The sequence below is a fragment of the Arthrobacter globiformis genome (genome assembly GCF_046536215.2).
Classification (GTDB): Bacteria; Actinomycetota; Actinomycetes; order Actinomycetales; family Micrococcaceae; genus Arthrobacter; species Arthrobacter globiformis_E.
Genome location: NZ_CM143421.1, coordinates 4,403,839 through 4,425,364, shown reverse-complemented (window position 1 = coordinate 4,425,364; position 21,526 = coordinate 4,403,839). Strand labels below are relative to the sequence as shown.

Annotated in this window: 14 protein-coding genes; 6 read left to right on the top strand and 8 right to left on the bottom strand. The window is 67.2% G+C overall.

Features of this window, described 5'->3' with window-relative positions:
- Positions 1-16 precede the first annotated feature (16 nt).
- Positions 17-475: a GNAT family N-acetyltransferase gene (locus R5O87_RS20020; protein ID WP_410554892.1), complete on the top strand. Its 459-nt coding sequence runs from the start codon at positions 17-19 to the stop codon at positions 473-475.
- Positions 476-600: 125 nt separating this feature from the next.
- Here the strand turns inward: R5O87_RS20020 and htpX are convergent, their stop codons facing one another.
- Positions 601-1,470: a zinc metalloprotease HtpX gene (gene htpX, locus R5O87_RS20015; protein WP_410554893.1), complete on the bottom strand. Its 870-nt coding sequence runs from the start codon at positions 1,468-1,470 to the stop codon at positions 601-603.
- A 39-nt stretch (positions 1,471-1,509) separates the two neighbouring features.
- Entirely contained in the window at positions 1,510-2,781 is a 1,272-nt protein-coding gene (locus R5O87_RS20010) for an MFS transporter (RefSeq protein WP_410554894.1), read from the bottom strand.
- Positions 2,782-2,857: 76 nt separating this feature from the next.
- Here R5O87_RS20010 and R5O87_RS20005 point away from each other — a divergent pair, with 76 nt between their 5' ends.
- The 5 genes from R5O87_RS20005 (at position 2,858) to R5O87_RS19985 (ending at position 9,021) form a co-directional block, all read left to right on the top strand.
- A complete protein-coding gene (locus R5O87_RS20005; protein WP_410554895.1) occupies positions 2,858-3,331 on the top strand; it encodes a Fur family transcriptional regulator in 474 nt (157 codons plus the stop codon).
- Between the two features lie 19 nt (positions 3,332-3,350).
- A complete protein-coding gene (locus tag R5O87_RS20000) occupies positions 3,351-4,832 on the top strand; it encodes a catalase (RefSeq protein ID WP_410554896.1) in 1,482 nt (493 codons plus the stop codon).
- Between the two features lie 155 nt (positions 4,833-4,987).
- A complete protein-coding gene (locus tag R5O87_RS19995; protein ID WP_410554897.1) occupies positions 4,988-6,205 on the top strand; it encodes a polysaccharide pyruvyl transferase family protein in 1,218 nt (405 codons plus the stop codon).
- Between the two features lie 8 nt (positions 6,206-6,213).
- A complete protein-coding gene (locus R5O87_RS19990) occupies positions 6,214-8,250 on the top strand; it encodes a DUF6541 family protein (RefSeq protein ID WP_410554898.1) in 2,037 nt (678 codons plus the stop codon).
- Between the two features lie 135 nt (positions 8,251-8,385).
- Positions 8,386-9,021: a DUF2461 domain-containing protein gene (locus R5O87_RS19985; protein ID WP_410554899.1), complete on the top strand. Its 636-nt coding sequence runs from the start codon at positions 8,386-8,388 to the stop codon at positions 9,019-9,021.
- Positions 9,022-9,123: 102 nt separating this feature from the next.
- Here R5O87_RS19985 and R5O87_RS19980 read toward each other — a convergent pair whose 3' ends face one another.
- The 6 genes from R5O87_RS19980 to R5O87_RS19955 all read right to left on the bottom strand — a co-directional run bounded on the left by R5O87_RS19980 (position 9,124) and on the right by R5O87_RS19955 (position 21,480).
- Positions 9,124-10,671, bottom strand: a complete 1,548-nt coding sequence (locus tag R5O87_RS19980) for an APC family permease (protein ID WP_410554900.1) — start codon at positions 10,669-10,671, stop codon at positions 9,124-9,126.
- A 216-nt stretch (positions 10,672-10,887) separates the two neighbouring features.
- Positions 10,888-16,398 carry a peroxidase family protein gene (locus tag R5O87_RS19975; RefSeq protein ID WP_410554901.1) on the bottom strand — a complete coding sequence of 1,837 codons (5,511 nt, stop codon included), beginning with the start codon at positions 16,396-16,398 and terminating at the stop codon, positions 10,888-10,890.
- A 352-nt stretch (positions 16,399-16,750) separates the two neighbouring features.
- Entirely contained in the window at positions 16,751-17,209 is a 459-nt protein-coding gene (locus tag R5O87_RS19970) for a DUF779 domain-containing protein (RefSeq protein ID WP_410554902.1), read from the bottom strand.
- Positions 17,209-18,231, bottom strand: coding sequence for an alcohol dehydrogenase AdhP (gene adhP / locus R5O87_RS19965; protein ID WP_410554903.1), 1,023 nt, complete (start codon positions 18,229-18,231; stop codon positions 17,209-17,211). Before adhP ends, R5O87_RS19970 begins: the two co-directional genes overlap by 1 nt.
- A gap of 79 nt (positions 18,232-18,310) precedes the next feature.
- On the bottom strand, positions 18,311-19,834 hold the full coding sequence (gene exaC / locus R5O87_RS19960; RefSeq protein WP_410554904.1) for an acetaldehyde dehydrogenase ExaC: 1,524 nt from the start codon (positions 19,832-19,834) through the stop codon (positions 18,311-18,313).
- Between the two features lie 269 nt (positions 19,835-20,103).
- Positions 20,104-21,480 (bottom strand): GAF domain-containing protein, encoded by a 1,377-nt coding sequence (locus R5O87_RS19955; protein ID WP_410554905.1) that lies wholly within the window; start codon positions 21,478-21,480, stop codon positions 20,104-20,106.
- Positions 21,481-21,526: the final 46 nt, after the last annotated feature.

The following is a 21,526-nucleotide window of genomic DNA, read 5'->3' as shown; positions in this document are numbered from 1 at the left end:
GAGAAAAGGACAGGACATGAATTTCGCGGTCACACCCGAGCCGTGGGACGCAGAGGACGGGGCTCGGCTCCGCAGCATGCAGCGGGCCGAACTGGATGCCCGCTACGGCAGCGACGACCATGAGCCGGGTTCGCCGCCCAGCGCCGAGGACATCACCGTGTTCCTGGTGGCGCGGAACCGCGAGGGGACCGCCGTTGCGTGCGGCGCCCTGCGCCGGCTCGACGCCGGTTCGGCCGAGATCAAGAGGATGTTCGTGCTCCCCGGCCACCGCGGAAGCGGCGCTGCCACGGCGGTTTTGCGAAGCCTCGAGGCCGAAGCCGCCCGCCTGGGACTGAGCGAGCTCAGGCTGGAAACCGGCACGGCCCAGCCCGACGCCATCCGCTTCTACGAGCGCGAGGGCTACCGCCTGATCGACAACTTCGGGCCCTACGCGGGCGAGCCACTCTCCGTCTGTTACGCCCGCTCGCTCGCGTGACGACGCGCAACTGACCAGGCGACGCGCAAATGTCCGCACGCTACGGGCATTCGGGCCGCGCCAGGCATTTTGCGCGTCGCAGGGTGCGGTGCGTGTCGCAGGACGGGAAGTACGACGGCGGCCGGTCAGCTGAGCGGCCGGCCCGCCATCCGCTCCAGGCGGCTGATGCGGTCCTGCATCGGCGGGTGCGTCGCGAACAGCTTGCTGAGCCCGCCGCCGCGGAACGGGTTGGCGATCATCAGGTGCGAGGCGTTGACCAGCCGCTGGTCCTGCGGCAGCGGCGCGGCCTGGACGCCCTGATGGATCTTGCGGAGGGCGGAGGCGAGCGCCAGCGGATCGCCGGTGAGCTGCGAACCGTCCTCATCGGCGTCGTACTCCCGGGTCCGGGAGATGGCCACCTGGATCAGCGACGCTGCCAGCGGCGCCAGCAGCGCCATGGCGATGAGGGCCAGCGGGTTCGAATTGCGCCTGTCCCCGCCGCCGAAGAACAGCAGCATCTGCCCCACCGAGGTGATGACGCCGGCCACCGCAGCCGCCACGGACGAGGTCAGAATGTCGCGGTTGTAGACGTGCATGAGCTCATGGCCGAGGACGCCGCGCAGTTCCCGCGGGGTGAGGAGCTGCAGGATCCCCTCCGTGCAGCAGACGGCCGCGTTCTGCGGGTTCCGGCCCGTGGCGAAGGCGTTGGGCGCCATGGTGGGCGAGACATAGATCCGCGGCATCGGCTGGTTGGCGCGGGCGGAGAGCTCCCGGACCATCTGGTACAGCTGCGGCGCCTGGGCTTCGGAGACGGGGTAGGCCTGCATGGAGCGGAGCGCGATCTTGTCGCTGTTCCAGTAGCCGTAGGCCGTGGTCCCGACGCCGATCAGCGCCATGATCAGGATCGGGGCAGAGCTGCGGGTATTGGCGGCGATGAGGGCACCCAGTCCCAGCAGGATGGCCCACAGCACGCCGAACAGCGCTGCCGTTTTCAGTCCGTTGTGGTGATTGTGCACTTTGCCTCCACAGCTCAGAAGTCGGAACCGGCACCGCCGCTACGGAACGGGATTCCGCGCGTCGTATTTCAGGAAGCCGGATTGCCACCGCGCCACCAGCCAGGCCACCACGATGCACAGGAGGCCGCCCAGCAGCAGGACCCAGCCCTCACTAAGAATTTTAGTGCCGCCGCCTGCCAGCATGTCGCCCAGCCGCGGGCCGCCGGCCACCACCACAATAAAGACCCCCTGCAGCCGGCCGCGTAGGTGGTCCGGGGTGGCTGCCTGCAGGATGGTGGTGCGGAAGACGGCACTCACCGAGTCGGCAATTCCCGCCAGCGCGCAGCAGAGGGCCGCCGGGATCAGCCAGAACGTCACCCCGCCGGAGCCGGACCGCCCGGCCAGCACCACCACGAGGCCGAACGCCGCGAACGAGGCGCCCCAGCCCATGACCGACCACACGACGGCGGTGCCCTGCCGGCGCACGGTGCCGAGCGGGCCGGAGAAGAGGCCGGCGAGGAAGGCCCCCACTGCCACGGCCGCCAGCAGGATGCCCACCGTCGTTTCCCCGCCGCCGATCATGAGGGCGCCGATGGCCGGAAGGAGCGCCCGCGGCTGGGCCAGGATCATCGCGATGAGATCGAGGATGAACGTCATCCGCAGGTTGGGGCGCGTGCCCAGGAAGCGGAAGCCCTCCACCACGGAGCGCATCCCGGCCCGGCCCGCCTGTTCGCCGGGCGGCATGGGCGGAAGCTTCAGCAGGGCCCAGAAGGCGAAAACGAAGCTGACGACGTCGAGCGTGTACGTCCACCCGAACCCGACGCTGGCCACCAGGACACCCGCGAACAGCGGCCCCGCCGTCATGCCCAGGCCGAACGTCACCATGTTCAGTGCGTTGGCGGCCGGCAGGAGCTCCTTGCGAAGCAGCGCGGGGATGATGGCGCTGCGTGCGGGCTGGTTGATCGCCTGGGCACCGCTTTGCACGGCCACCAGGGCGTACAGCAGCCACACATTGCCCACTTCCAGCCATGCCTGGAGGGCGAGTCCGCCGGTGGTCAGCCACAGCACCGCGGAGGACAGCAGCGCCACCGTGCGGCGGTCATGGGAGTCGGCGATGGAGCCGCCCAGCAGGCCGCCCAGCACCAGCGGAACGAGCGCAAAGATACTGAGGAGCCCGACGTACAGGCTGTCCTGGGTCAGCCGGTACACCTCGAGGCCGACCGCGACGAGGGTGAGCTGGCTGCCCACGTTGGAGACCGCCGACCCCAGCCAAAGCCGCCGGAATTCGGGGCTTTCGCGCAGCGGAGTGATGTCAGCCAGAAGTTTTCCCACCCGGCAACTCTAGCCTCAGCAGGAACTTAGCCCAGCCTTATTGTGATCTAGTCAAAATAAGTGATTCAATGGAGTCATGACCGATCACCCGGATAGCCACGAAGCATGGGCCGCGGCCCTGCGCGCCCACGGCCGCCGGGTGACCAAGCAGCGGTTGGCGGTCCTGGCCGCCGTCGAGCATCACCCGCACTCCCCGGCGGAAAACATCCTTGCGGCTGCCCGCGAGGAGCTGCCGGAACTGACGGCGCAGTCCGTGTATGTGGTGCTGGGTGATCTGACCGACCTGCATATGCTGCGCCGGTTCGAACCTCCGCATTCCCCGGCGCTGTATGAGACGCGGGTGGGTGACAACCATCACCACGCGATCTGCATCAGCTGCGGCCGGGTGGAGGATGTCGACTGCGCTGTCGGCCATGCTCCGTGCCTAACCCCGCATTGGAGCGAGGATTCCCACCCCATGACCATCCAGATCGCGGATGTCATGTACCAGGGGATCTGCGGAGAGTGCCAACGGGCCCAAAAACTTCCTGCAAACGTCAATGACAAGTAATTAAGTAATAAGGAGAACAATGACTGCCATTTCAACGACCCAGTCGGGCGCGCCGGTCACGTCCGACGCGCATTCCAAGGCTGTCGGCGCTGACGGCGCGATCATCCTCACGGACCACTACCTGGTGGAAAAGCTCGCCCAGTTCAACCGCGAGCGGGTTCCGGAGCGCGTGGTGCACGCCAAGGGCGGCGGCGCATTCGGTACGTTCAAGGCCACCGAGGACATCTCCAAGTACACCAAGGCCGCATTCCTGCAGCCCGGCGTCGAGACCGAGATGCTGATCCGTTTCTCCTCCGTCGCAGGCGAGAACGGCTCCCCCGACACCTGGCGCGACCCCCGCGGTTTCGCCGTGAAGTTCTACACCTCCGAGGGCAACTACGACCTCGTGGGCAACAACACCCCGGTGTTCTTCATCCGCGACGGCATCAAGTTCCCGGACTTCATCCACTCCCAGAAGCGCCTGCCGGGCACGCACCTGCGTGACGCCGACATGCAGTGGGACTTCTGGACCCTGTCCCCCGAGTCCGCACACCAGGTCACCTGGCTGATGGGTGACCGCGGCCTGCCCGCGTCCTGGCGCGAAATGCAGGGCTACGGCTCGCACACCTACCAGTGGATCAACGCCGAGGGCGAGCGCTTCTGGGTCAAGTACCACTTCCACTCCAACCAGGGCGTGAAGAACATCACCGGCGAACAGGCCGAGGCCCTCGCCGGCTCGGACGCGGACTTCTACATCCGCGACCTGCACGAGAACATCGAAGCCGGCAACCTGCCTTCCTGGGACCTGCACGTCCAGGTCATGCCGTACGAGGACGCCAAGACCTACCGGTTCAACCCGTTCGACCTGACCAAGGTCTGGCCGCACGCGGACTACCCGCTGATCAAGGTCGGCACCATGGAGCTGAACCGGAACCCGGAGAACTACTTCGCGCAGATCGAGCAGGCCACCTTTGCGCCGTCGAACTTCGTGCCCGGCATCGCCGCGTCCCCGGACAAGATGCTCCAGGCCCGCATCTTCTCCTACGCCGACGCTCACCGCTACCGCGTGGGCACCAACCACGCCCAGATCCCGGTGAACCAGCCGAAGAACCAGGTCAACAACTACAGCCAGGACGGCGCGGGACGGTTCCTGTTCAACGCTCCCTCCGTGCCGGTCTACGCACCGAACACCTTCGGCGGCCCTGCTGCCGTTGACACGGACGTTGTGGGCGGCGGCTGGGAGAACGACGGCGCGCTGACGCACGCCGCGCACTCCCTGCACGCCGAGGACGGCGACTTCGTCCAGGCCGGTGCACTGTACCGCGAGGTTTACAACGACGGCGAGAAGGCCCGTTTCCTGGACACCATCACCGGTGCCGTGGGCGGCGTAAAGCGTGCCGACATCAAGGAACGCGCCATCCAGTACTGGACCAACGTTGACGCCGAACTCGGCGCCAAGCTCCGCGCCAACCTCGGCGCAGCACCGCTCTCCGACGCTGAGGCCGCCAACAAGATCGGCTAGCAGCACCAGACAGCAACAGGAACCCCGCTCCGGCAACGTGACCCGTTCACAGTCGGGGCGGGGTTCCCTGCGTCCGGGTTCACGCCGGTTGAGCCGGCCGCAACCATACGTCGCCGAGGCGGGCTCCACGTTCGCAGGAAGATATAGTCAACAGCATGCAGTCGGGTCCCCTTTATCTGATCGGCCCTTCGGGCAACCCCAATTTCGGCGACGAGTTCATCGCCGCCGCGTGGCTGAGGTATCTTGCCGAGGTGCGGCCCGACGCCGACGTCTGGCTGGACTGCCCCCAGCCCGGCCTGGCGCAGGTCCTTTTCGACGGCCTGCATCCGCGCCTGCGCGTCACCAACACCCTGTGGCGGCTGGTCCATGAGACCGCTGAGGTGCCGCTGGAGGACGCAGCGGAGACCATCAGGGCACGGGTCACCGGACTAGGCTCCCCCTCCTACGATCTTGGCCTCCTCAAGCTGCGTGAAGCCGAGTCCCTTCACCTCATCGGCGGCGGCTTCATCAACGAGACCTGGTCCCACCACGCCGGACTCGTGCTGGCCATGCGTGCCGTGCACTCACTCACCGGTGCCCGCCTGATCGCCACCGGCCAGGGCCTCATGCCCGAACTGACGTCGGCCCCCGCCGAGATGCCCCTGTTCCAGGACTTCGCGCACGCTGCCGCCCGGGACGAAGCCGGCGCCCAGGCCTACGGCATCAGCCAGGAACTCGACGATGCCTTCCTCGGCGTCACCGCCGAAATCGCTCGCTCCACCGCCGAACCCGGCCTCTACGTCTGCATCCAAAGCGATACTGCCGACCCCGAGCGCTTCGGGACGGCCGTGGAACTGGCCAGGGCCGCCGTCGAAAAGGCCGCCAGCCGGGGAACCAACGCCTACTACGTGGAAGCCATCCCCGGCGCCGACCGCGTCGCCTACGAACAGCTGGCGGACCTCATTCCGGAAGAACGGTTCCTGCCGTTCGTCCACATCTGGGCCCATGGCCTGCCGCTGTCCGCCAGCCAGACCTGGGTGACCAGCCGCTTCCACTTCCACCTGCTGGCAGCGGCGGCGGGGGCACGGGGCCTCGCCGTCGGAATGAAGAAGGGGTACTACGACGTCAAGCATGAGTCGCTGGCCTCCCTCGGCAGTGGCTGGTCGCTCGCGCTTGACGGCGACAATCCCGGCATCCCCGAGCACCGGGGCCGGCTGCGCGACGACCTGCCGGACCTCGTGGCACGCAAGCGCGCGGAGGCAGCCAGCATCTATCCGCCGCTGCCGGGCCAGTCCGCCTCCGCGGGACTGACGGCCGGGTCGCTGACGGCGAAGCTCCTCAACAAGGCACTCACCGCCCCGCGGAGGAGCAAGATCCGGCCCGGAGCGTTCTGAACCAAACCATGCTTGATCTGCTTATCGGACTGGCTTCCTCGGCCCCGACCGTCCTGTTCCTCACCGCAGCATTCTTCCTGCCCGGCCTCCTGGTCCTGTTGCCGTTCAAGCCCGGCTTTCTGGCGGCCATTGGGCTCAGTCCGGCCGTCACCCTCCTGATGTACCTGGCCGGCAGCTTCGCGGCTGCCGCCGCCGGCCTGCCGTGGAACGGCGCGACGGCCGCGCTGGCTGCCCTGCCGCTGGTCCTTGGCGCCTGGCTCGCCGGCAGGCGGTTCGCCTTTGGAAAGCCGCTGTGGCCTGAAAACCTGGGCCGGCCCGCGGCCCTGGCGGTGGCCGCCGGGGTTGCCATCGGCTCCGCGGTGACCTGCGTGGCCATCCTCCGCGGAATGGGGGACCCCGCCACCGCCTCGCAAGGCTGGGACCCGATCTTCCACCTGAACGCACTCCGGTGGATCCAGGAATCCGGCAAGGCCACGCCGTGGAGCATCGCCCCCATTTTCGGGGCAGGCCCCGCCACCTACTACCCCGCGGGATGGCACAGCGCCGTGGCCCTCATACCGGGCAGTGTGCCGGAAGCGGCAAACCTGTCCTCGATCGTCATCGGCGGCCTGATCTGGCCGGCCGGCCTGGCCTTTCTGGCGACGGCCGTGCTGCCGCGGCACCCCGCGGCGTGGGCGCTGACGCCGCTGATTGCGGCCTCCTTCGTCAGCTTCCCCTTCTCCCAGCTCCTCCGCAGCGGCCAGTGGCCCAACGGCCTGGCCACCGCCCTGGTGCCGGCCACCCTGGCCGTGGCTGTCCTGTTGCTGCGCCGCCTGACGTCCGCCGCACGCGCAGAAACGCCGCGTCGGGAAAGCATCCTCCTGGCCGCCATCCTTCTGGCACTCCTCGGCGGCTGCACGGCGGCGCACCCCAGTGCCCTGTTTGCCACCGCCGTGGCGCTTCTGCCCTTTGTCGCTGCCCGGTTCCTGCCCATGCTGGTACGCGGGGTGCGGCGCCGTCCCGTGCCCACGCTCGGGGCTGTGCTGGCCGCGGCCGTTCTCGCCGCAGCGGCATGGTCTGTGCTGGCCAACTCGCGCCTCCTGGCAGGTGTCATGGCCTACCGGCGGGCTGTGCGGGCCGTGGTCCCGGATTCCCTGAAGCTTGCCTTCTTCGATCTGCCCCGCTTCCCGGCGCTGTCCCCGCCGGCACCGGACGATTTCAATGTGGCGGTGGGCGTGTTGGTGATTGCCGGTGCGGTGCTGGCCATTGGTGTCCGGGAGGCGAGGCCGCTCGCCCTCGCCTGGCTGGCGTTCGTGGGGCTTTATGTGCTCGCAGCGGGACCCGAAAACGGGCTGCGGTGGCTGACCGGCGTTTGGTACAAGGACACGCAGCGGATTGCGCCGTTCATCGCCATGACAGGGAGCCTCCTGGCGGCCCTGGCCGTTGCCGTCGTGACGGGCGCCGTGGTGCGGGCAGCGCTCCGCCTGTCTGCCCGGGTGCCGCGGGCCGGCACCGCGGTCCGGTGGCCGGTCCCCGCCATCCTCTTCACCGTGGCCGTTGCCGCCGTCACCGGCGCGCTTTACGCCGGGTCCGGGAACTACCGGTCGGTGGAACGTGTGGCGGTGGCCGCACAGAACTACGTTGTCTCGAGCAAGCCGGGGGCCGGTGTGCTGTCCAGCGGGGAACAGGCTTTTGTTGAGCGGGCCGGCGCCATGCTGCCGGCAGATGCAGTGGTGATAGGGGACCCCTTCAACGGCGAGACCTACTTCTATGCGCTGACCGGGCGGCACGTCGTCTACACCCAGCTGGGCGCACCAACGGCCGGCAGTGCGGCCAAGGAACTGCTGCGCACCGGCTTTAAGCGGCTCGCGACCGACCCGAGGATCTGTGAAGCGGTGCGCACGGTCGGTGCCACCCACTTCTACGAGGATGCCCCCGGGGCGTCGCACGGCAGTACCAGCCTGGGCCGGTGGCCGGGCTTCTACAACGTCCCCACGGAGCAGGGTTTTGAAAAAGTGGCTTCTGCAGGGGGCAGGACGCTGTACCGCATCACCGCCTGCAGATAGCCGGCGGCCGGTCATCGCCTGCCGGGAGCCGGGAGCCGGGAGCTTCCACGGAAGCGGACGTTCCACGCCGGCGCGCTTTTCCACATAGGCGGATCCGCCATGGCCGGAGGACCCGGCAAACCCTAGGCTTCAACCATGAGCACATTCGAGGGCATCCCCGCCGCGGCAACGAAGTTCTACGCTGAGCTGGAGGAGAACAACAACCGCGACTGGTGGCAGGCCCACTCCGCGGTCTACCAGGATTCCGTCAAAGCACCGCTCCAGGCACTCCTCGCGGACCTTGAGCCGCGCTTTGGTCCGGCCAAGATCTTCCGGCCCCACCGTGACGTCCGCTTCTCCCCGGACAAGTCACCGTACAAGACCGCCCAGGGCGCCTTCGCCTCGTACCAGGAGGGCGTGGGCTACTACCTCCAGATCAGCGCCGACGGCCTGCTGGTCGGCGGCGGCTACCACTCGCATACACCCGCGCAGCTGGTCCGCTACCGGAATTCGGTGGACGCGGGAAGCACCGGCGAACAGCTGCAGCACATCGTGGATGCGGTCGCGGCGGCAGGGTTCGCCATCGAGGGCGAAAAACTGAAGACCGTGCCGCGGGGCTTTCCGAAGGACCATCCCCGCGCCGAGCTGCTGAAGCACAAGTCGCTCTCCGCCGGTGTCACCCTCGGGGAGCCCGCATGGCTCGGCTCAGCGGACGCGGAACGCGAGATTGCCGCCCGTTGGGAACAGCTCCGCCCGCTGGTGGACTGGGTGGGACGGCATGCCGCCCCGTAACAGAACCACCAGCGGGCGGTCACCCACGCGGATCGGGTCAGGCTGGACCCGGACGGCCCAGACCCGGACGGGCTGGACCAGGCCGGACCAGACCCGGACGGACTAGACCTTGGTCAGCGCGTCGTCGTCCCGGTCGTCGAGGCCGCCGGCAGTGCCGTCCACGGCAGCCTTGGCCCCGGCGAACTTCTCGTTGAGGCGGGAGTGCCGCTGCCCGTAGGCGAAGTAGATGGCAATGCCCACCACCAGCCACATGCCGAAGAAGATCCAGGTCTCCACGGCGAGGTTGGTCATCAGGTACAGGCACAGCACCGCGGACACGACGGGAAGCACCTTGCCGAACGGGACCCGGAAGGCCGGCTTCAGGTCGGGGCGCTTCTTGCGCAGCACGAGGATGCCCAGGCTGACCATCACGAACGCGGACAGGGTGCCGATGTTGATCATTTCCTCGAGCAGGTCCACGTTCGTGAGCCCGGCAACCAGCGCAACGGCGGCGCCGCAGATGATCTGCAGGCGGGCCGGCGTCGAACGCTTTTCACTGGTCTTGGACAGGGAGCGCGGCAGCAGACCGTCGCGGCTCATGGCCAGCACCACGCGGGCCAGGCCCATGAGCAGCACCATGATCACGGTGGTCAGGCCTACGAGGGACCCGAAGGCAATCACCTTCGCGGCGTCGGTGTTGCCCACAGCCTCGAAGGCGGTGGTGAGCGTGGGGGCCTCCGCCTCGGCGAGCTGCGTGTAGGAGACCATACCGGTCAGGGCGAGGGACACCAGGATGTAGAGCAGAGTCACCAGGGCAAGGCCGCCGAAGATGCCGCGGGGCAGCGTCTTCTGCGGGTTCTTGACCTCTTCCGCGGAAGTAGCCACCACGTCGAAGCCGATGAAGGCGAAGAACACCAGCGCCGCGCCGGCGAAGATGCCCAGGGTGCCGTACTGTGCGGGGGCGGCGCCGGTGAGGAAGCCGAAGAACGACTGCTTCATGACGTCGGCCGCACCGGCGTTGGCCGTCGGTTCGGAAGCCGGGACGAAGGGGGTGTAGTTGGAGAACTTCACGTAGCTGAAGCCCACGATGATGACGAACACCACCACGCCGATCTTGATCAGCGTGAAGATGTTGCCGACGCGGGCGGACAGCTTGGTCCCGAGCACCAGCAGGACGGTGAAGACGGCCACGATGAGGAACGCACCCCAGTACAGGTCAACGCCGCCGATCGAGATGGCAGGGGGCATTTCCACGCCCATGAGGGCGAAGACCTTGCTGAGGTAGATGCCCCAGTACTTGGCGATCACCGCGGCCGCCGTGAAGAGTTCCAGGATGAGGTTCCAGCCGATGATCCAGGCCAGAACCTCGCCCATGGTGGCGTAGGTGAAAACGTAGGCGGAGCCTGCCACCGGGATGGCGGTGGCGAACTCGGCGTAGCACATGATCGCCAGGGCACAGGTGATGGCGGCGACCAGGAAGGAGATGGTGACGGCGGGGCCGGCGAAGTTCGCGGCGGCCTTGGCACCCACGGAGAAGATGCCGGCACCGACGGCAACAGCGACACCCATGATCATGAGGTCCCAGGTGCTCAGGGAGCGCTTCAGCTTGCGTCCGGGCTCATCGGCGTCGGCAATTGACTGCTCGATGGATTTGGTCCGGAAAAGGTTCATTGGAAGTCCACAGTCCTGATAGGGGATGGAAACAGACCTATCAAGTGTAGTGTCCATCCAGTGGACGGCCACATTTGTCCCAAATAATGAGACGGTCTACACGAAAAACCACGCCCGGCCCTCCTCCGCGCTGCGGCTGCGCGGTGTGGAGGGCCGGGCGTGGGTCCCTGTGGGAAGGCTGGCGACCCCTGCCTGGGCCGCCAGCCCCCAACTGGATTACCTGGTACCTGTCCTGAACGTCCAGGTCCGGAAGGCCAGCGGGTTGCCCGCCAGGTCCCGGACCGAGGACGTGGCCACGGTGTAGGTGGTGTTGGCCGCCAGCGTTGCCGACGGGTTCAGCGTCGCCGTCCGGTTCGCGGCGTTGTACGTCACGGTTGCCGTCACGACCGGGCCGGTCAGGCCGCCGCGGCGAAGCACCACGGTTCCGGTGTTCACGTTCGTCACGGGCTCGCTGTAGCGGACCAGGACGTTCGCCGTGCGGCTCGCGTTGGTGGCGCCGATAGCGGGGGTAACGGACACAACCGTCGGAGCAGGACCGGTGGTGAACTGCCATGACGTGAACGCGATGGTGTTGCCGGCGGTGTCGCGGACTGAGGAGACAGCCAGCGAGTAGGTGCGGTCAGCCAGCAGGTTGGCCGTGGGGTTCACCGTCGCCGTCCGGGTCGCGTTGTTGTACGTGACCGAGGCGGGGATGACGGTGGTGCCGAGCCGCAGCACCACGGTGCCCGTGGTGACATTCGCCACCGGCTCACTGAACGTCACCGACAGGTTGTTCGTCTGGCTGACGGACGTGGCGCCCGAGGCGGGCGTCCTGGCTGTGACGGTCGGTGCCACGAACTCGGTCCGCGGCGTAACCAGGGCGCTGCGGGCCGAAGGTGCACCCGTGCCTGCCGTGTTGATCGCCGAGACATCGAACGTGTAGCCGGTGCCGTTGATCAGTCCGGTGATCGCCGTGTTCGTCACGTTTCCGACGATCTCTTCGCGGGTCGGCGTGGTGGCCGTTCCAACGAAGACCCGGACCCGGAACTGGGTGACCGGCGCGCTGGGGACCGCCGCAGGGGCGGTCCACCTCACGGTGGCCTGGGCATTGCCCGCGGTTGCCGTGCCGATCGCCGGTGCGCTGGCGAGGACAGGAGCTGCTGGAGTGACCGTGTTGGACAGTGCCGAGAACGCGCTGGTGCCGATTGCGTTCAGTGCACGTACCTGGAACCGGACGGGGGTTCCATTGGCCAGACCTGTCACCACCAGGCTGGTGGCACCGGCGTCTGCGGTCTGCAGTGCGCCTATCTGGGTTCCGGCCGCGTTGACAACCCGCACCTCGAAGCTGGTGGCGATGCCGCCTGCTGCCGGGGTGAAGTTGACCGTTGCCTGGCCGTTGCCGGCCGTTGCGGCACCGATTACGGGTGCAGCAGGAGCAACAGTGTCGGCAAACACGAGCCGTTCGACGTTACGCACAGTATCGGTGCCGTCGGTGCCCACGTTGTCGGTGACCGTGGTGGTGGATCCCGGGGAGCCAAGGGTGCCGTCGCCGCCGGTCGTGGTGACCGTGTAGTCGGCCTCCGGTCCGGTGAACACTGCCGAGTCGGTGCCGCCGGAGCCCGTGAGGATCTCGCGGACCGCCACGATGTTGCCCGGGTTCACCGTTCCTGCGAAGACAGCTTCCTGGAGCGTCGGTCCCGTCAGGTTGCCGTTGGCGTCCTTCAGATACCGGCTGTTCATGGCGCTCTGCCCCGGCGCTTCAATGCCGGCGCTGCCGATCTCGGTTGCCGGATCTGCCGCGTTGGTGCGGACGCTCAGCCGGACACCGAGGTACCGGTCGCCGTCGATGATGTCGTTGGCGCCGCGACCCTCGAGAAGGTCGCTGCCGCTGCCGCCGAGGAGGATGTTGCCTTCACCCCAGACGTTCGTGCCGGTGAGAAGCGGGCAATCCTTGGAGGCCGAGGCGGCCACCACGTCTGACGTCAGTGTCGGGAAGGTCGTCACCAGGTCGCCAAGTCCGGCGATCCGGTCCACGCCGGCCTGATCCAGAACGTTGCAGCCGATGAACCCGCCGCCCCCGACTGCGCTGGGAACGACGTCATCGCCGCGGATCTTGTCATCGAATTTCCAGCCGGAGGCGGCCTCAAGTTCGTTGAACTTGTCGCGGACGTCAACGGTCAGGATGTCAAGCGGGACAAGCGGCAGAGCGAGGTCCAGGTCCTGTGCCTGCGGGTCTCCCTGGCCGGTCTCCCAGTCGTAACCGGAAGCTCCAGCGACTTTCTCGATGCCAGGACCGCCGACGCCGATGTCGTCGCCACCCTCCATGTCGTAGTCGTCGTCGCCGCCCTGGCCGACGAGGATGTCGTGGCCCGGCTTCTGGGAATCGTCCAGGAAGAACAGGTTGCCGCTGTCACCCTGCATCAGGTCGGGCTGGTCGCCACCTTCTTCCCAGTCGTCGCCGCTGTCGCCGAATGCGGCGTCAAGGCTCTGGCCGAGCATGATGAAGTCGTCGCCGGTTCCACCGAAGGTTTCGTTGGCGTTGGCTCCGCCGTTCGTGAAGTCCTTTCCATCGCCTGCCATGATGATGTCCAGGCCCGGACCGGCGTCGATCGCGTCGTTGCCCGGCCCGCCCTTCGGGACGTCGTCACCGGCGAGGTCGGTGATGATGTCATCGCCATCGCCACCGAGTGCGACGTCGGCTCCGTCACCACCTTCGATGATGTCGTTGCCTTCACCGCCCCAGAAGGTGTCGCTGTCGTTTCCACCAAAGATCCGGTCCACGCCGGCGGTGCCGTTGTAGACGCTCTGGCCGTTGATGCCTGAGGGGTCAACCGTGTTCCTGGCCCGGTACTTGATCGTGCCGTCGGCCATGCGGATCAGAACGGCCGACTCATTGCATTCTGAGTCCGGGTCGTCCAACACGGTGTTGCCGTTGGCTGCAAAGCCGGCAGTCGTGCCTGCCAGCTTCTTCAATTCGAACTTGCAGTCCGACGTGGCGAAGGCATCCGCCTTCAGGCTCTTCACGTTCGTGTTGCGCATCATCAGTTCGGCGAACGAGTTGCCTTCCAGTTGCGCCCTCAGGTTCATGCCTGGGGTGCGCGCCAGGTAGTACAGGCGGTCACCGTTCTGCAGATCCGTCAGTTGGTTTTCAAACACGTAGTTGAACGTGCTGCCCAGCAGGCCACCGAAGACAACCGTCTGCTCCGCGAGGCCGCCGACCCACAGGTCCACGTTGTCGAGGCCGGTGATCGAGCTGGCGCCATTGTTCGCCCAGGCGTCCGTGCTGTTCATGAACGCCGCGGCGTCTGCCGGCGGAACGTCGCCGGCCGAGGGGCTGACGATCAGGCGTGCAGCCTCCCGCTTGGCCGCCAGCGTGGTTGCGCCGGTGATGGACGGGTGCAGGCCGTAGGCGGCTACGAAGTTAACCAGCGACTCGGGGTGCTTGAGGTTCTCGCCGTAGTCGACCCAGCTGGTGTAAGGCGTCAGCTGGCCGTCATTCGTCTTGTTGAAGATCTCCCGGCGCAGGACGTTCAGCCGCGGGATGCCTTCAGAACGGGCGCGCGTCATGTTGATCGTGGGAAGGTCCAGGGGCAGGCCCAGGAGGTTGTTGCGGAGCGTGTCGGTCACGAACTCATCGAGTTCGTTGCCGGCCTGGTCCGACATTCCCATGATGATGCTTCCGGCGGCCTCTTCCGAGGTCAGCGGCCCGGCAGGGCCACCGTTGGTGTACTCCGGCGGGTTGAGGAAGCCGTCGAGCAGAGAGATGTCATTCTGGCTGCCCCGGGTGTCGTCGGACGTGCCGAACACCGTGTCGGGGCCGGCCCCATCCTCATTCCGGCGCGAGATCGTTTCGGTCAGCATGGAGTGGCCGAAGCGGTAGACGGCGTGCGCGAATTCAGCCTTGACCGCGGGGTTGAGTTCCGTCTGGGTGAAGGCAAACGGTTCGAAGGGGTTGATCGCCGGCTGAACCTTCCGGGCGAATTCCTCGAAGACGAGGTGCTGGTATTCCATCTCCGTGATGAAGCGGGCGGCCTGGAAGAGCCGCTCACCGTTCCAGCCGTTGGCGCCGGAGGCCAGCTTCCATTCGGCGAGTGCGGCGACGCCGCTTGCCGAGGTGTCGTTCAGCAGGACGTTCTTGATGCTGCCCACGGCCGGATCAACGTCACTGCCGACGAGCCGGTCGTGCTCCGAGTGGAAGATCTGGTGGATTGCGGTCAGGCCGATGTTTTCGTTGACACGGCCGTCACCGGCGATGAAGTGCGCGTCCAGCATCTCGTCGTCGTAGGTGCCCGGCGTCTGGCTGGCAAAATCGGCCGAGGGGGTGGTGTCCGCATCCTTCGCGGGGGTCACCTTCGGCGTGGCCGGGTTGTGGTCGGTGTCCTGCGGGCTCGGGTCCGCATTGTGGGCAATGTCCGTCAGGAACGGGGTGTCGAAGTACTTGACGTTCGCCGGCACCAGTGTGCCCAGTCCGCCGTTGTCGGCGCGGTCGGCTTCCACGAGTCCGGTGTCGGTCACGAACTGCGGCAGTCCGCGCAGCGGGCCGGGGATGAACTTGCCGTACGGGTCTGCGGCGACCATCGGGACATTCAGGACGTCCTTGTCCAGCAGTTGAATGCCGAGAAGAGCTGAGGCCTGGGCCTTGGTGGTGGCCCAGGTGGCCATGCCGCCCGCGGTGGGCCCGGCAGGTCCGCCGAGCAGCTTGCCCGTGGCGACGGGCTTGCCGTCGGTGTTGTCGACATACTCGCGGAGGAACACCTGGTGTGAAGAGTGCGAGGTGTAGGTCTGGCTCTGGTCGACCCAGGGCGAGTCCGTGTTGTTCGCGTCCTGGACGTCGTCGGCGCTTTCATCGACGGCCGTGTCTGGTTTGTCTCCGAGAATGCCGTCCGGACCGGGCTGGTTCTGTCCGCGGGTCAGCACCATGAAGCGCAGGTTCGGATCGAGGTCGTCACCGTTGCCGAGGACGTGGTCCGGACCCGCGATCAGGGGGTCGTCATCCTTCAGCGGAACAAAGACTGTTCCGCCGCTCTTGACGGTCTGGTCAACGCCGTGGTCAAAGAACTGTCCGAACAGCGTGAACATCGAGTTGTAGGGCGGGGAAAGCCCGACGTCGGTGGTCACGTTCTCGATGAACAGCGTGCTGTGGGACGGCACGCAGCCGGCGGGAACGCCTGCCACCGGCGGGGTGGCCAGCGGATCCGGGTCGGTCGTGCAGGGAACGACGCCCTCGTTGCCCTGGGTCCGGACCGGGTTGCCAGCCGCGGCGACTGCCGCCGGGTTGGTTGAGGTCTGGTCCACGATCAGGTTGCTGATCACGCGGGGCTCGGAGTCGAAGACGTTGCCTTTCTTCTGCGCATACGACGTCGGCTGGGAAGGACCGAATGCGGGAGGCGAGTTCTCAGCATCCTTAAACGATGGTGTTGTCAGGCGCGGGAACTTCTGGTCGGCTGCGCCGAACGTTTCCTGGCCCGCTTGGAGGTTGTTGCATGACCCGTCCACCGTCCGGAGACCCTGGGAGACCAGGGGGCTGGGGATTTGGTTGGGGCCGGTCCCGATCAGCGCGCCGCAGGGGCCGGTGGCCGAGGTCGTGTTGGCCACGTGGGCCTCGGCGATCTTGATCTGCTTCAGGATGAATGAGAGATCGGAGGGGGTGATGGTGAATCCCTCCCCCACAGGTGCCTGAACCGCGTTGGCTGCCACGACGGGCAAACCCATGGCGATCGGCATCATCAGTGTTGTTGCTGCTGCCACCGTCCTGAAGGAGATGGACTGCTTGCGGTGCTTTTTGCGTCGTTGACGCCGGTTTGTGGGTGGATCGGCGGGTGAAACGGATCGGCTTTGATCCGCTCCCCCTTCTGACTTCCATGCTGAGACATTCATGGCACACCTGCCGCTAGGAGGGTTATGACCGTGCCATCGTCCGGGGCCGTGCCCGTGAAAACCTTGTGGAAGTAGCCGAACCGGAGCTATTTGGCGGCTTGAGCCACCCAAATTGGGGGTTTTCAATCAGTGTATTAACAGGCAACACACAGGCGGGGCCGCTAACCTGTGACCCCGCCTGTGCAGCATTAAACCTGGACTTTCGGTGCGAAAATCCGCCGGTTTACACCGGCCAGTCCATGAGCGCGGAGCGGATCAGGAAGCGCTTGCCTTCCGGCGCCTCGACGGAAAACCCGCTCCCCCGGCCCTGCACCACATCCACCGTCAGGTGGGTGTGGCTCCAGTAGCCGAACTGTTCCCTGGACATCCAGAACTCCAGCGGCTGGCCGCCCCCGTGAGCACCGCGGGAGCCGGCGTCGTCCGCGGGACCGGACTCCCCGCCGTCGTCCGCGGAGATATCAAACCTCCCCAGCAGCACATCCGACTCCCCGGTGAGGAAGTCACCGGACGGGTAGCACATGGGCGCGGAACCGTCGCAGCAGCCTCCGGACTGGTGGAACATGAGCGGGCCGTGCTGCGCCCAGAGCTTCCGCAGCAGCCCCAGTGCCTCGGCGGTGAGCGCCACCCGGGAGAAGCTCTCCCCGGGCAGCGTCACGGCGGCGTCGAGCCTGGCTTCGGGCATCAGAACCTCAGCACCACGCGGCCGTCGATCTTGGCGTGCTTCATTTCGTCAAAGACCGCGTTGACTTCCGAGAGTTCCCGGGTGGAGACGGTGGGGTGGATCTTGCCCTGCGCGTAGAAGTCCAGTGCTTCCTCCAGGTCTTGCCGTGTCCCCACGATGGAGCCGCGGACGGTCAGGCCCTTGAGCACAATCTCGAAGATTGGTGCGGGGAAGTCGCCGGGCGGCAGGCCGTTGAACACAATGGTGCCGCCGCGGCGGGCCATGCCGATGGCCTGGCCGAAGGCCGACGGGTGCACCGCAGTGACCAGCACTCCGTGGCAGCCGCCGGTTTCCCGCTGGATGACTTCCGCCGGATCCTCGTGGAGCGCGTTCACGGTCAGTTCGGCACCGTGCTTTTTGGCCAGGGCGAGTTTGTCGTCCGCGATGTCCACGGCGGCGACGCGCAGTCCCATGGCGACAGCGTACTGGACGGCGATGTGCCCGAGGCCGCCGATGCCGGAGATGGTGACCCACTCCCCCGGTTTGGCTTCGGTCATTTTCAGTCCCTTGTAGACAGTGACGCCGGCGCAGAGCACCGGGGCCACCTCCACGGGATCCGAGCCCTTCGGAATCCTGGCGGCGAACCGGCTGTCCACCAGCATGTACTCGCCGAAGGAGCCGTCCACGCTGTAGCCGGCGTTCTGCTGGGCCTCGCACAGCGTTTCCCAGCCGGTGCGGCAGTACTGGCAGTCGCCGCAGGCTGACCAGAGCCAGGCGTTGCCCACCAGGTCACCCACGGCGAGGTCCGTGACGCCCTCGCCGAGGGCCACCACCTCACCGACCCCTTCGTGGCCGGGCACGAAGGGGGGCGACGGTTTGACCGGCCAGTCCCCTTCCGCGGCGTGGAGGTCGGTGTGGCAGACACCGCTGGTGATCACTTTGACCAGCGCCTGGCCGCGGCCGGGCGTGGGGACGGGAATGTCCTGGATCTGGAGGTCCTTGGCGAATTCGGATACTACGGCTGCTTGCATTGTCGTCGTCATTGGCGAAATCCTTGCGTCGTTGAAGCGTTGTTCTTAGCTGGTGCGGGACGGGTGGCACTGCCTTCCTGAGGGGTCGCCTTTAGAAGAAGCCGAGCTTGTTTTCGTTGTAGCTGACCAGGAGGTTCTTGGTCTGCTGGTAGTGGTCCAGCATCATGGCGTGGTTCTCGCGTCCGATGCCGGAGGACTTGTAGCCGCCGAACGCGGCGCCGGCCGGGTAGGCGTGGTAGTTGTTGACCCAGACGCGGCCGGCCTGGATTTCGCGGCCTGCCCGGTACGCGACGTTGCCGTTGCGGGACCAGACGCCGGCGCCGAGGCCGTAGAGGGTGTCGTTGGCGATGCCCATCGCGTCGTTGTAGTCGCTGAAACGGGTCACCGACACCACGGGGCCGAAGATCTCCTCCTGGAAGATGCGCATCCGGTTGTGGCCCTCGAAGATGGTCGGCTGGACGTAGTAGCCGCCGGCCAGGTCCCCGGACAGTTCGGCGCGGGCGCCGCCGGTGAGCGCCTTGGCGCCCTCCTGCTTTCCAATGTCGATGTAGGAGAGGATCTTTTCCAGCTGGTCGTTGGAGGCCTGGGCACCGATCTGGGTTTCGGTGTCCAGCGGGTTGCCCTGGATGATCTTCGCGGTCCGGGCCAGCGCGTCGGCCATGAAGGAGTCGTAGATGTCCTCCTGGACCAGGGCGCGGGAGGGGCAGGTGCAGACTTCGCCCTGGTTGAAGGCGAACAGCGCGAAGCCTTCCAGTGCCTTGTCGTAGAACGCGTCGTTGGACTCGGCGACGTCGTTGAAGAAGATGTTCGGACTCTTGCCGCCAAGTTCCAGCGTCACGGGGATCAGGTTGTTCGAGGCGTACTGGCTGATCAGCCGGCCGGTGGTGGTCTCGCCGGTGAAGGCGATCTTGCGGATCCGCGGACTGGAGGCCAGCGGCTTGCCCGCCTCCACGCCGAAGCCGTTGACCACGTTGACCACGCCTGCCGGCAGCAGGTCGCTGATCAGTTCCATCAGGACCAGGATCGACGTCGGTGTCTGTTCCGCGGGCTTGAGGACGACGGCGTTCCCCGCCGCGAGTGCCGGCGCCAGCTTCCAGACGGCCATCAGGATGGGGAAGTTCCACGGGATGATCTGGCCGACGACGCCGAGCGGTTCGTGGAAGTGGTAGGCGGTCGTGTCGTCGTCGAGCTGCGATAGCCGGCCCTCCTGGGCCCGGACGGCGGAGGCGAAGTAGCGGAAGTGGTCCGCGGCCAGCGGAATGTCCGCGTTGAGGGTTTCCCGGACCGGCTTGCCGTTGTCCCAGGTCTCGGCGACGGCGAGCAGTTCGACGTTGGCGTCGATGCGGTCGGCGATCCTGTTCAGGACCGCTGCGCGTTCGGCTACCGAGGTCTTGCCCCAGGAGGGAGCGACCTTGTGCGCGGCGTCGAGGGCGAGTTCGATGTCCTCGGCGGTGCCGCGGGCCACCTCGCAGAAGGGTTTGCCGGTGACCGGGGTGATGTTTTCGAAGTACTGGCCCTTCACGGGGGCCACCCATTCGCCGCCGATCCAGTTCTCGTAGCGGTCCTTGAACGTGACCTTCGAACCTTCGGTGCCGGGCTGTGCGTAAACGGTCATTGCTAGCTCCTTTGCTCTGCAACACGGTGGCGATATCTCGTGGTGATCGCCGATGCATCGAGCGTAGGAGCAGGCAGGTTGCAGTCAGGTTGCAACCGCGTGAGCCAGGTCACTGCCGCTGCCAGCGCCCCAGCCCGGCATATTTGCACCACTTCCCCGGCCTGAGATGCCCGGGCGGCGCGCCGTTCCAAGGAGCAGGTGTCCAGCGGTCCCGCAAAGCGGTGCAGAAATGCACCTAACCCGCGGTCACACGGAGCAGGTGAGGCGGCTCAAGCTCCCAGTTCGGCTTCCAGCCGTTCCAGGTCGGCGACGACGGCGGCCCGCTTGGGTGAGCGCGGCGGCAGGAGTTTCAGGGCGGCACGGCGGACGCCGGCGTCGTCCGCTGCCTCCGGCAGATCCGCGTATTTGAGCAGCGACTCCGCGCTGCCGTCGGTCAGGACGGCCTCGCGCAGCAGCGCGGCCACTCGGTTCCGGAGCTCGACGACGCCGGGCGCCTCCGAGCGGGGCAGGACGGCGCCGCGGTAGATGTCCAGGGCGATCCGATGGGCGCCGCGCTGCAGGCAGGTGAGCACCTGGCTGCTGTCCGGCAGGAGGTCCATGGACAGCCGGTACGGCCGGGACTCCGGCACCGCAGCCTGGTTCAGCTGCTGCAGGACCTTCCGCAGGCGCACCATCTCGGCGCGCAGGGTGATCGTGGAGCCGTCGCCCGGGTACAGGAGGACGCTCAGCTCCTCGGCGCTGAGGCCGTCCGGGCGGGTGCTGAGCAGGGCCAGGATCTCGCTGTGCCGTGCGGACAGGACCACGCTGCGGCCCTCGATGCTGAGCAGGGCCTGGTCGCGGCCCAGCAGCTGCAGGCTGTTGCGGTACAGGCTGCCTTCCCGTGCGGAACCGCCGGCTGCCCCGGAACCCGGGTGCCGCCGTCGTGCTTTGGTCCGTTCCTGGGCGGCCGCGAGCTGCAGGCGCTCGACGCGCAACTGGGCCTGGGCCGCCGCCACGGTGGCCTCCACGAGCGAGAGCGTGTGTGGCGCCACGGCTGCCTCCGTGCCCGTGATGTCCACGACCCCCAGCAGCGCGCCGGAGTCGGGGTCCTGGAACGGCACCGCCGTGCAGCTCCACGGGTGGACGGACCGTTTGTAGTGCTCGGCGCCGGAAATCTGGATGCCGCGGCCCAGGGCGAGGGCGGTCCCGGGGGCGCTGGTTCCCACCGTCGCCTCCGACCAGTCGGCGCCGGGAACGAACATCATGCCCTCGGCGCGGCTGCGCACGCCGGTATCGCCTTCCACCCAGAGCAGCCTGCCTACCTCGTCGCCGACGGCAACCAGCAGGCCGCTGTCTTGGCTGGGCCGGATGAGGAGCTTCTGGATGACGGGCATGATCGCGGCGAGCGGGTGCTGGCGGCGATATTCCTCCAGCTCGTCCGCGGCGATGGCCAGCGGCGCCTCGGGGTTGTCCGGGTTGGCCCGCAGCTTGGCAGACCGCTGCCAGGATTCGCGGATCAGGCTGCGCAGCCCCGGGATTTCCTCGGCATCGGGGAACGCTTCGGCCTGCGCGTGGCTGCCCAGGAATTCGTGGCCGGCCAGGGCGCGGCGCTGCACCAGCACCGAATCGCTGTTTTCGGGTGCCGCCGGCTGGATCAGGTTCTTCATCGAACTCCCACTTGCCCAAACGCTTGCGCGCAAAAGTCTAGTCCAC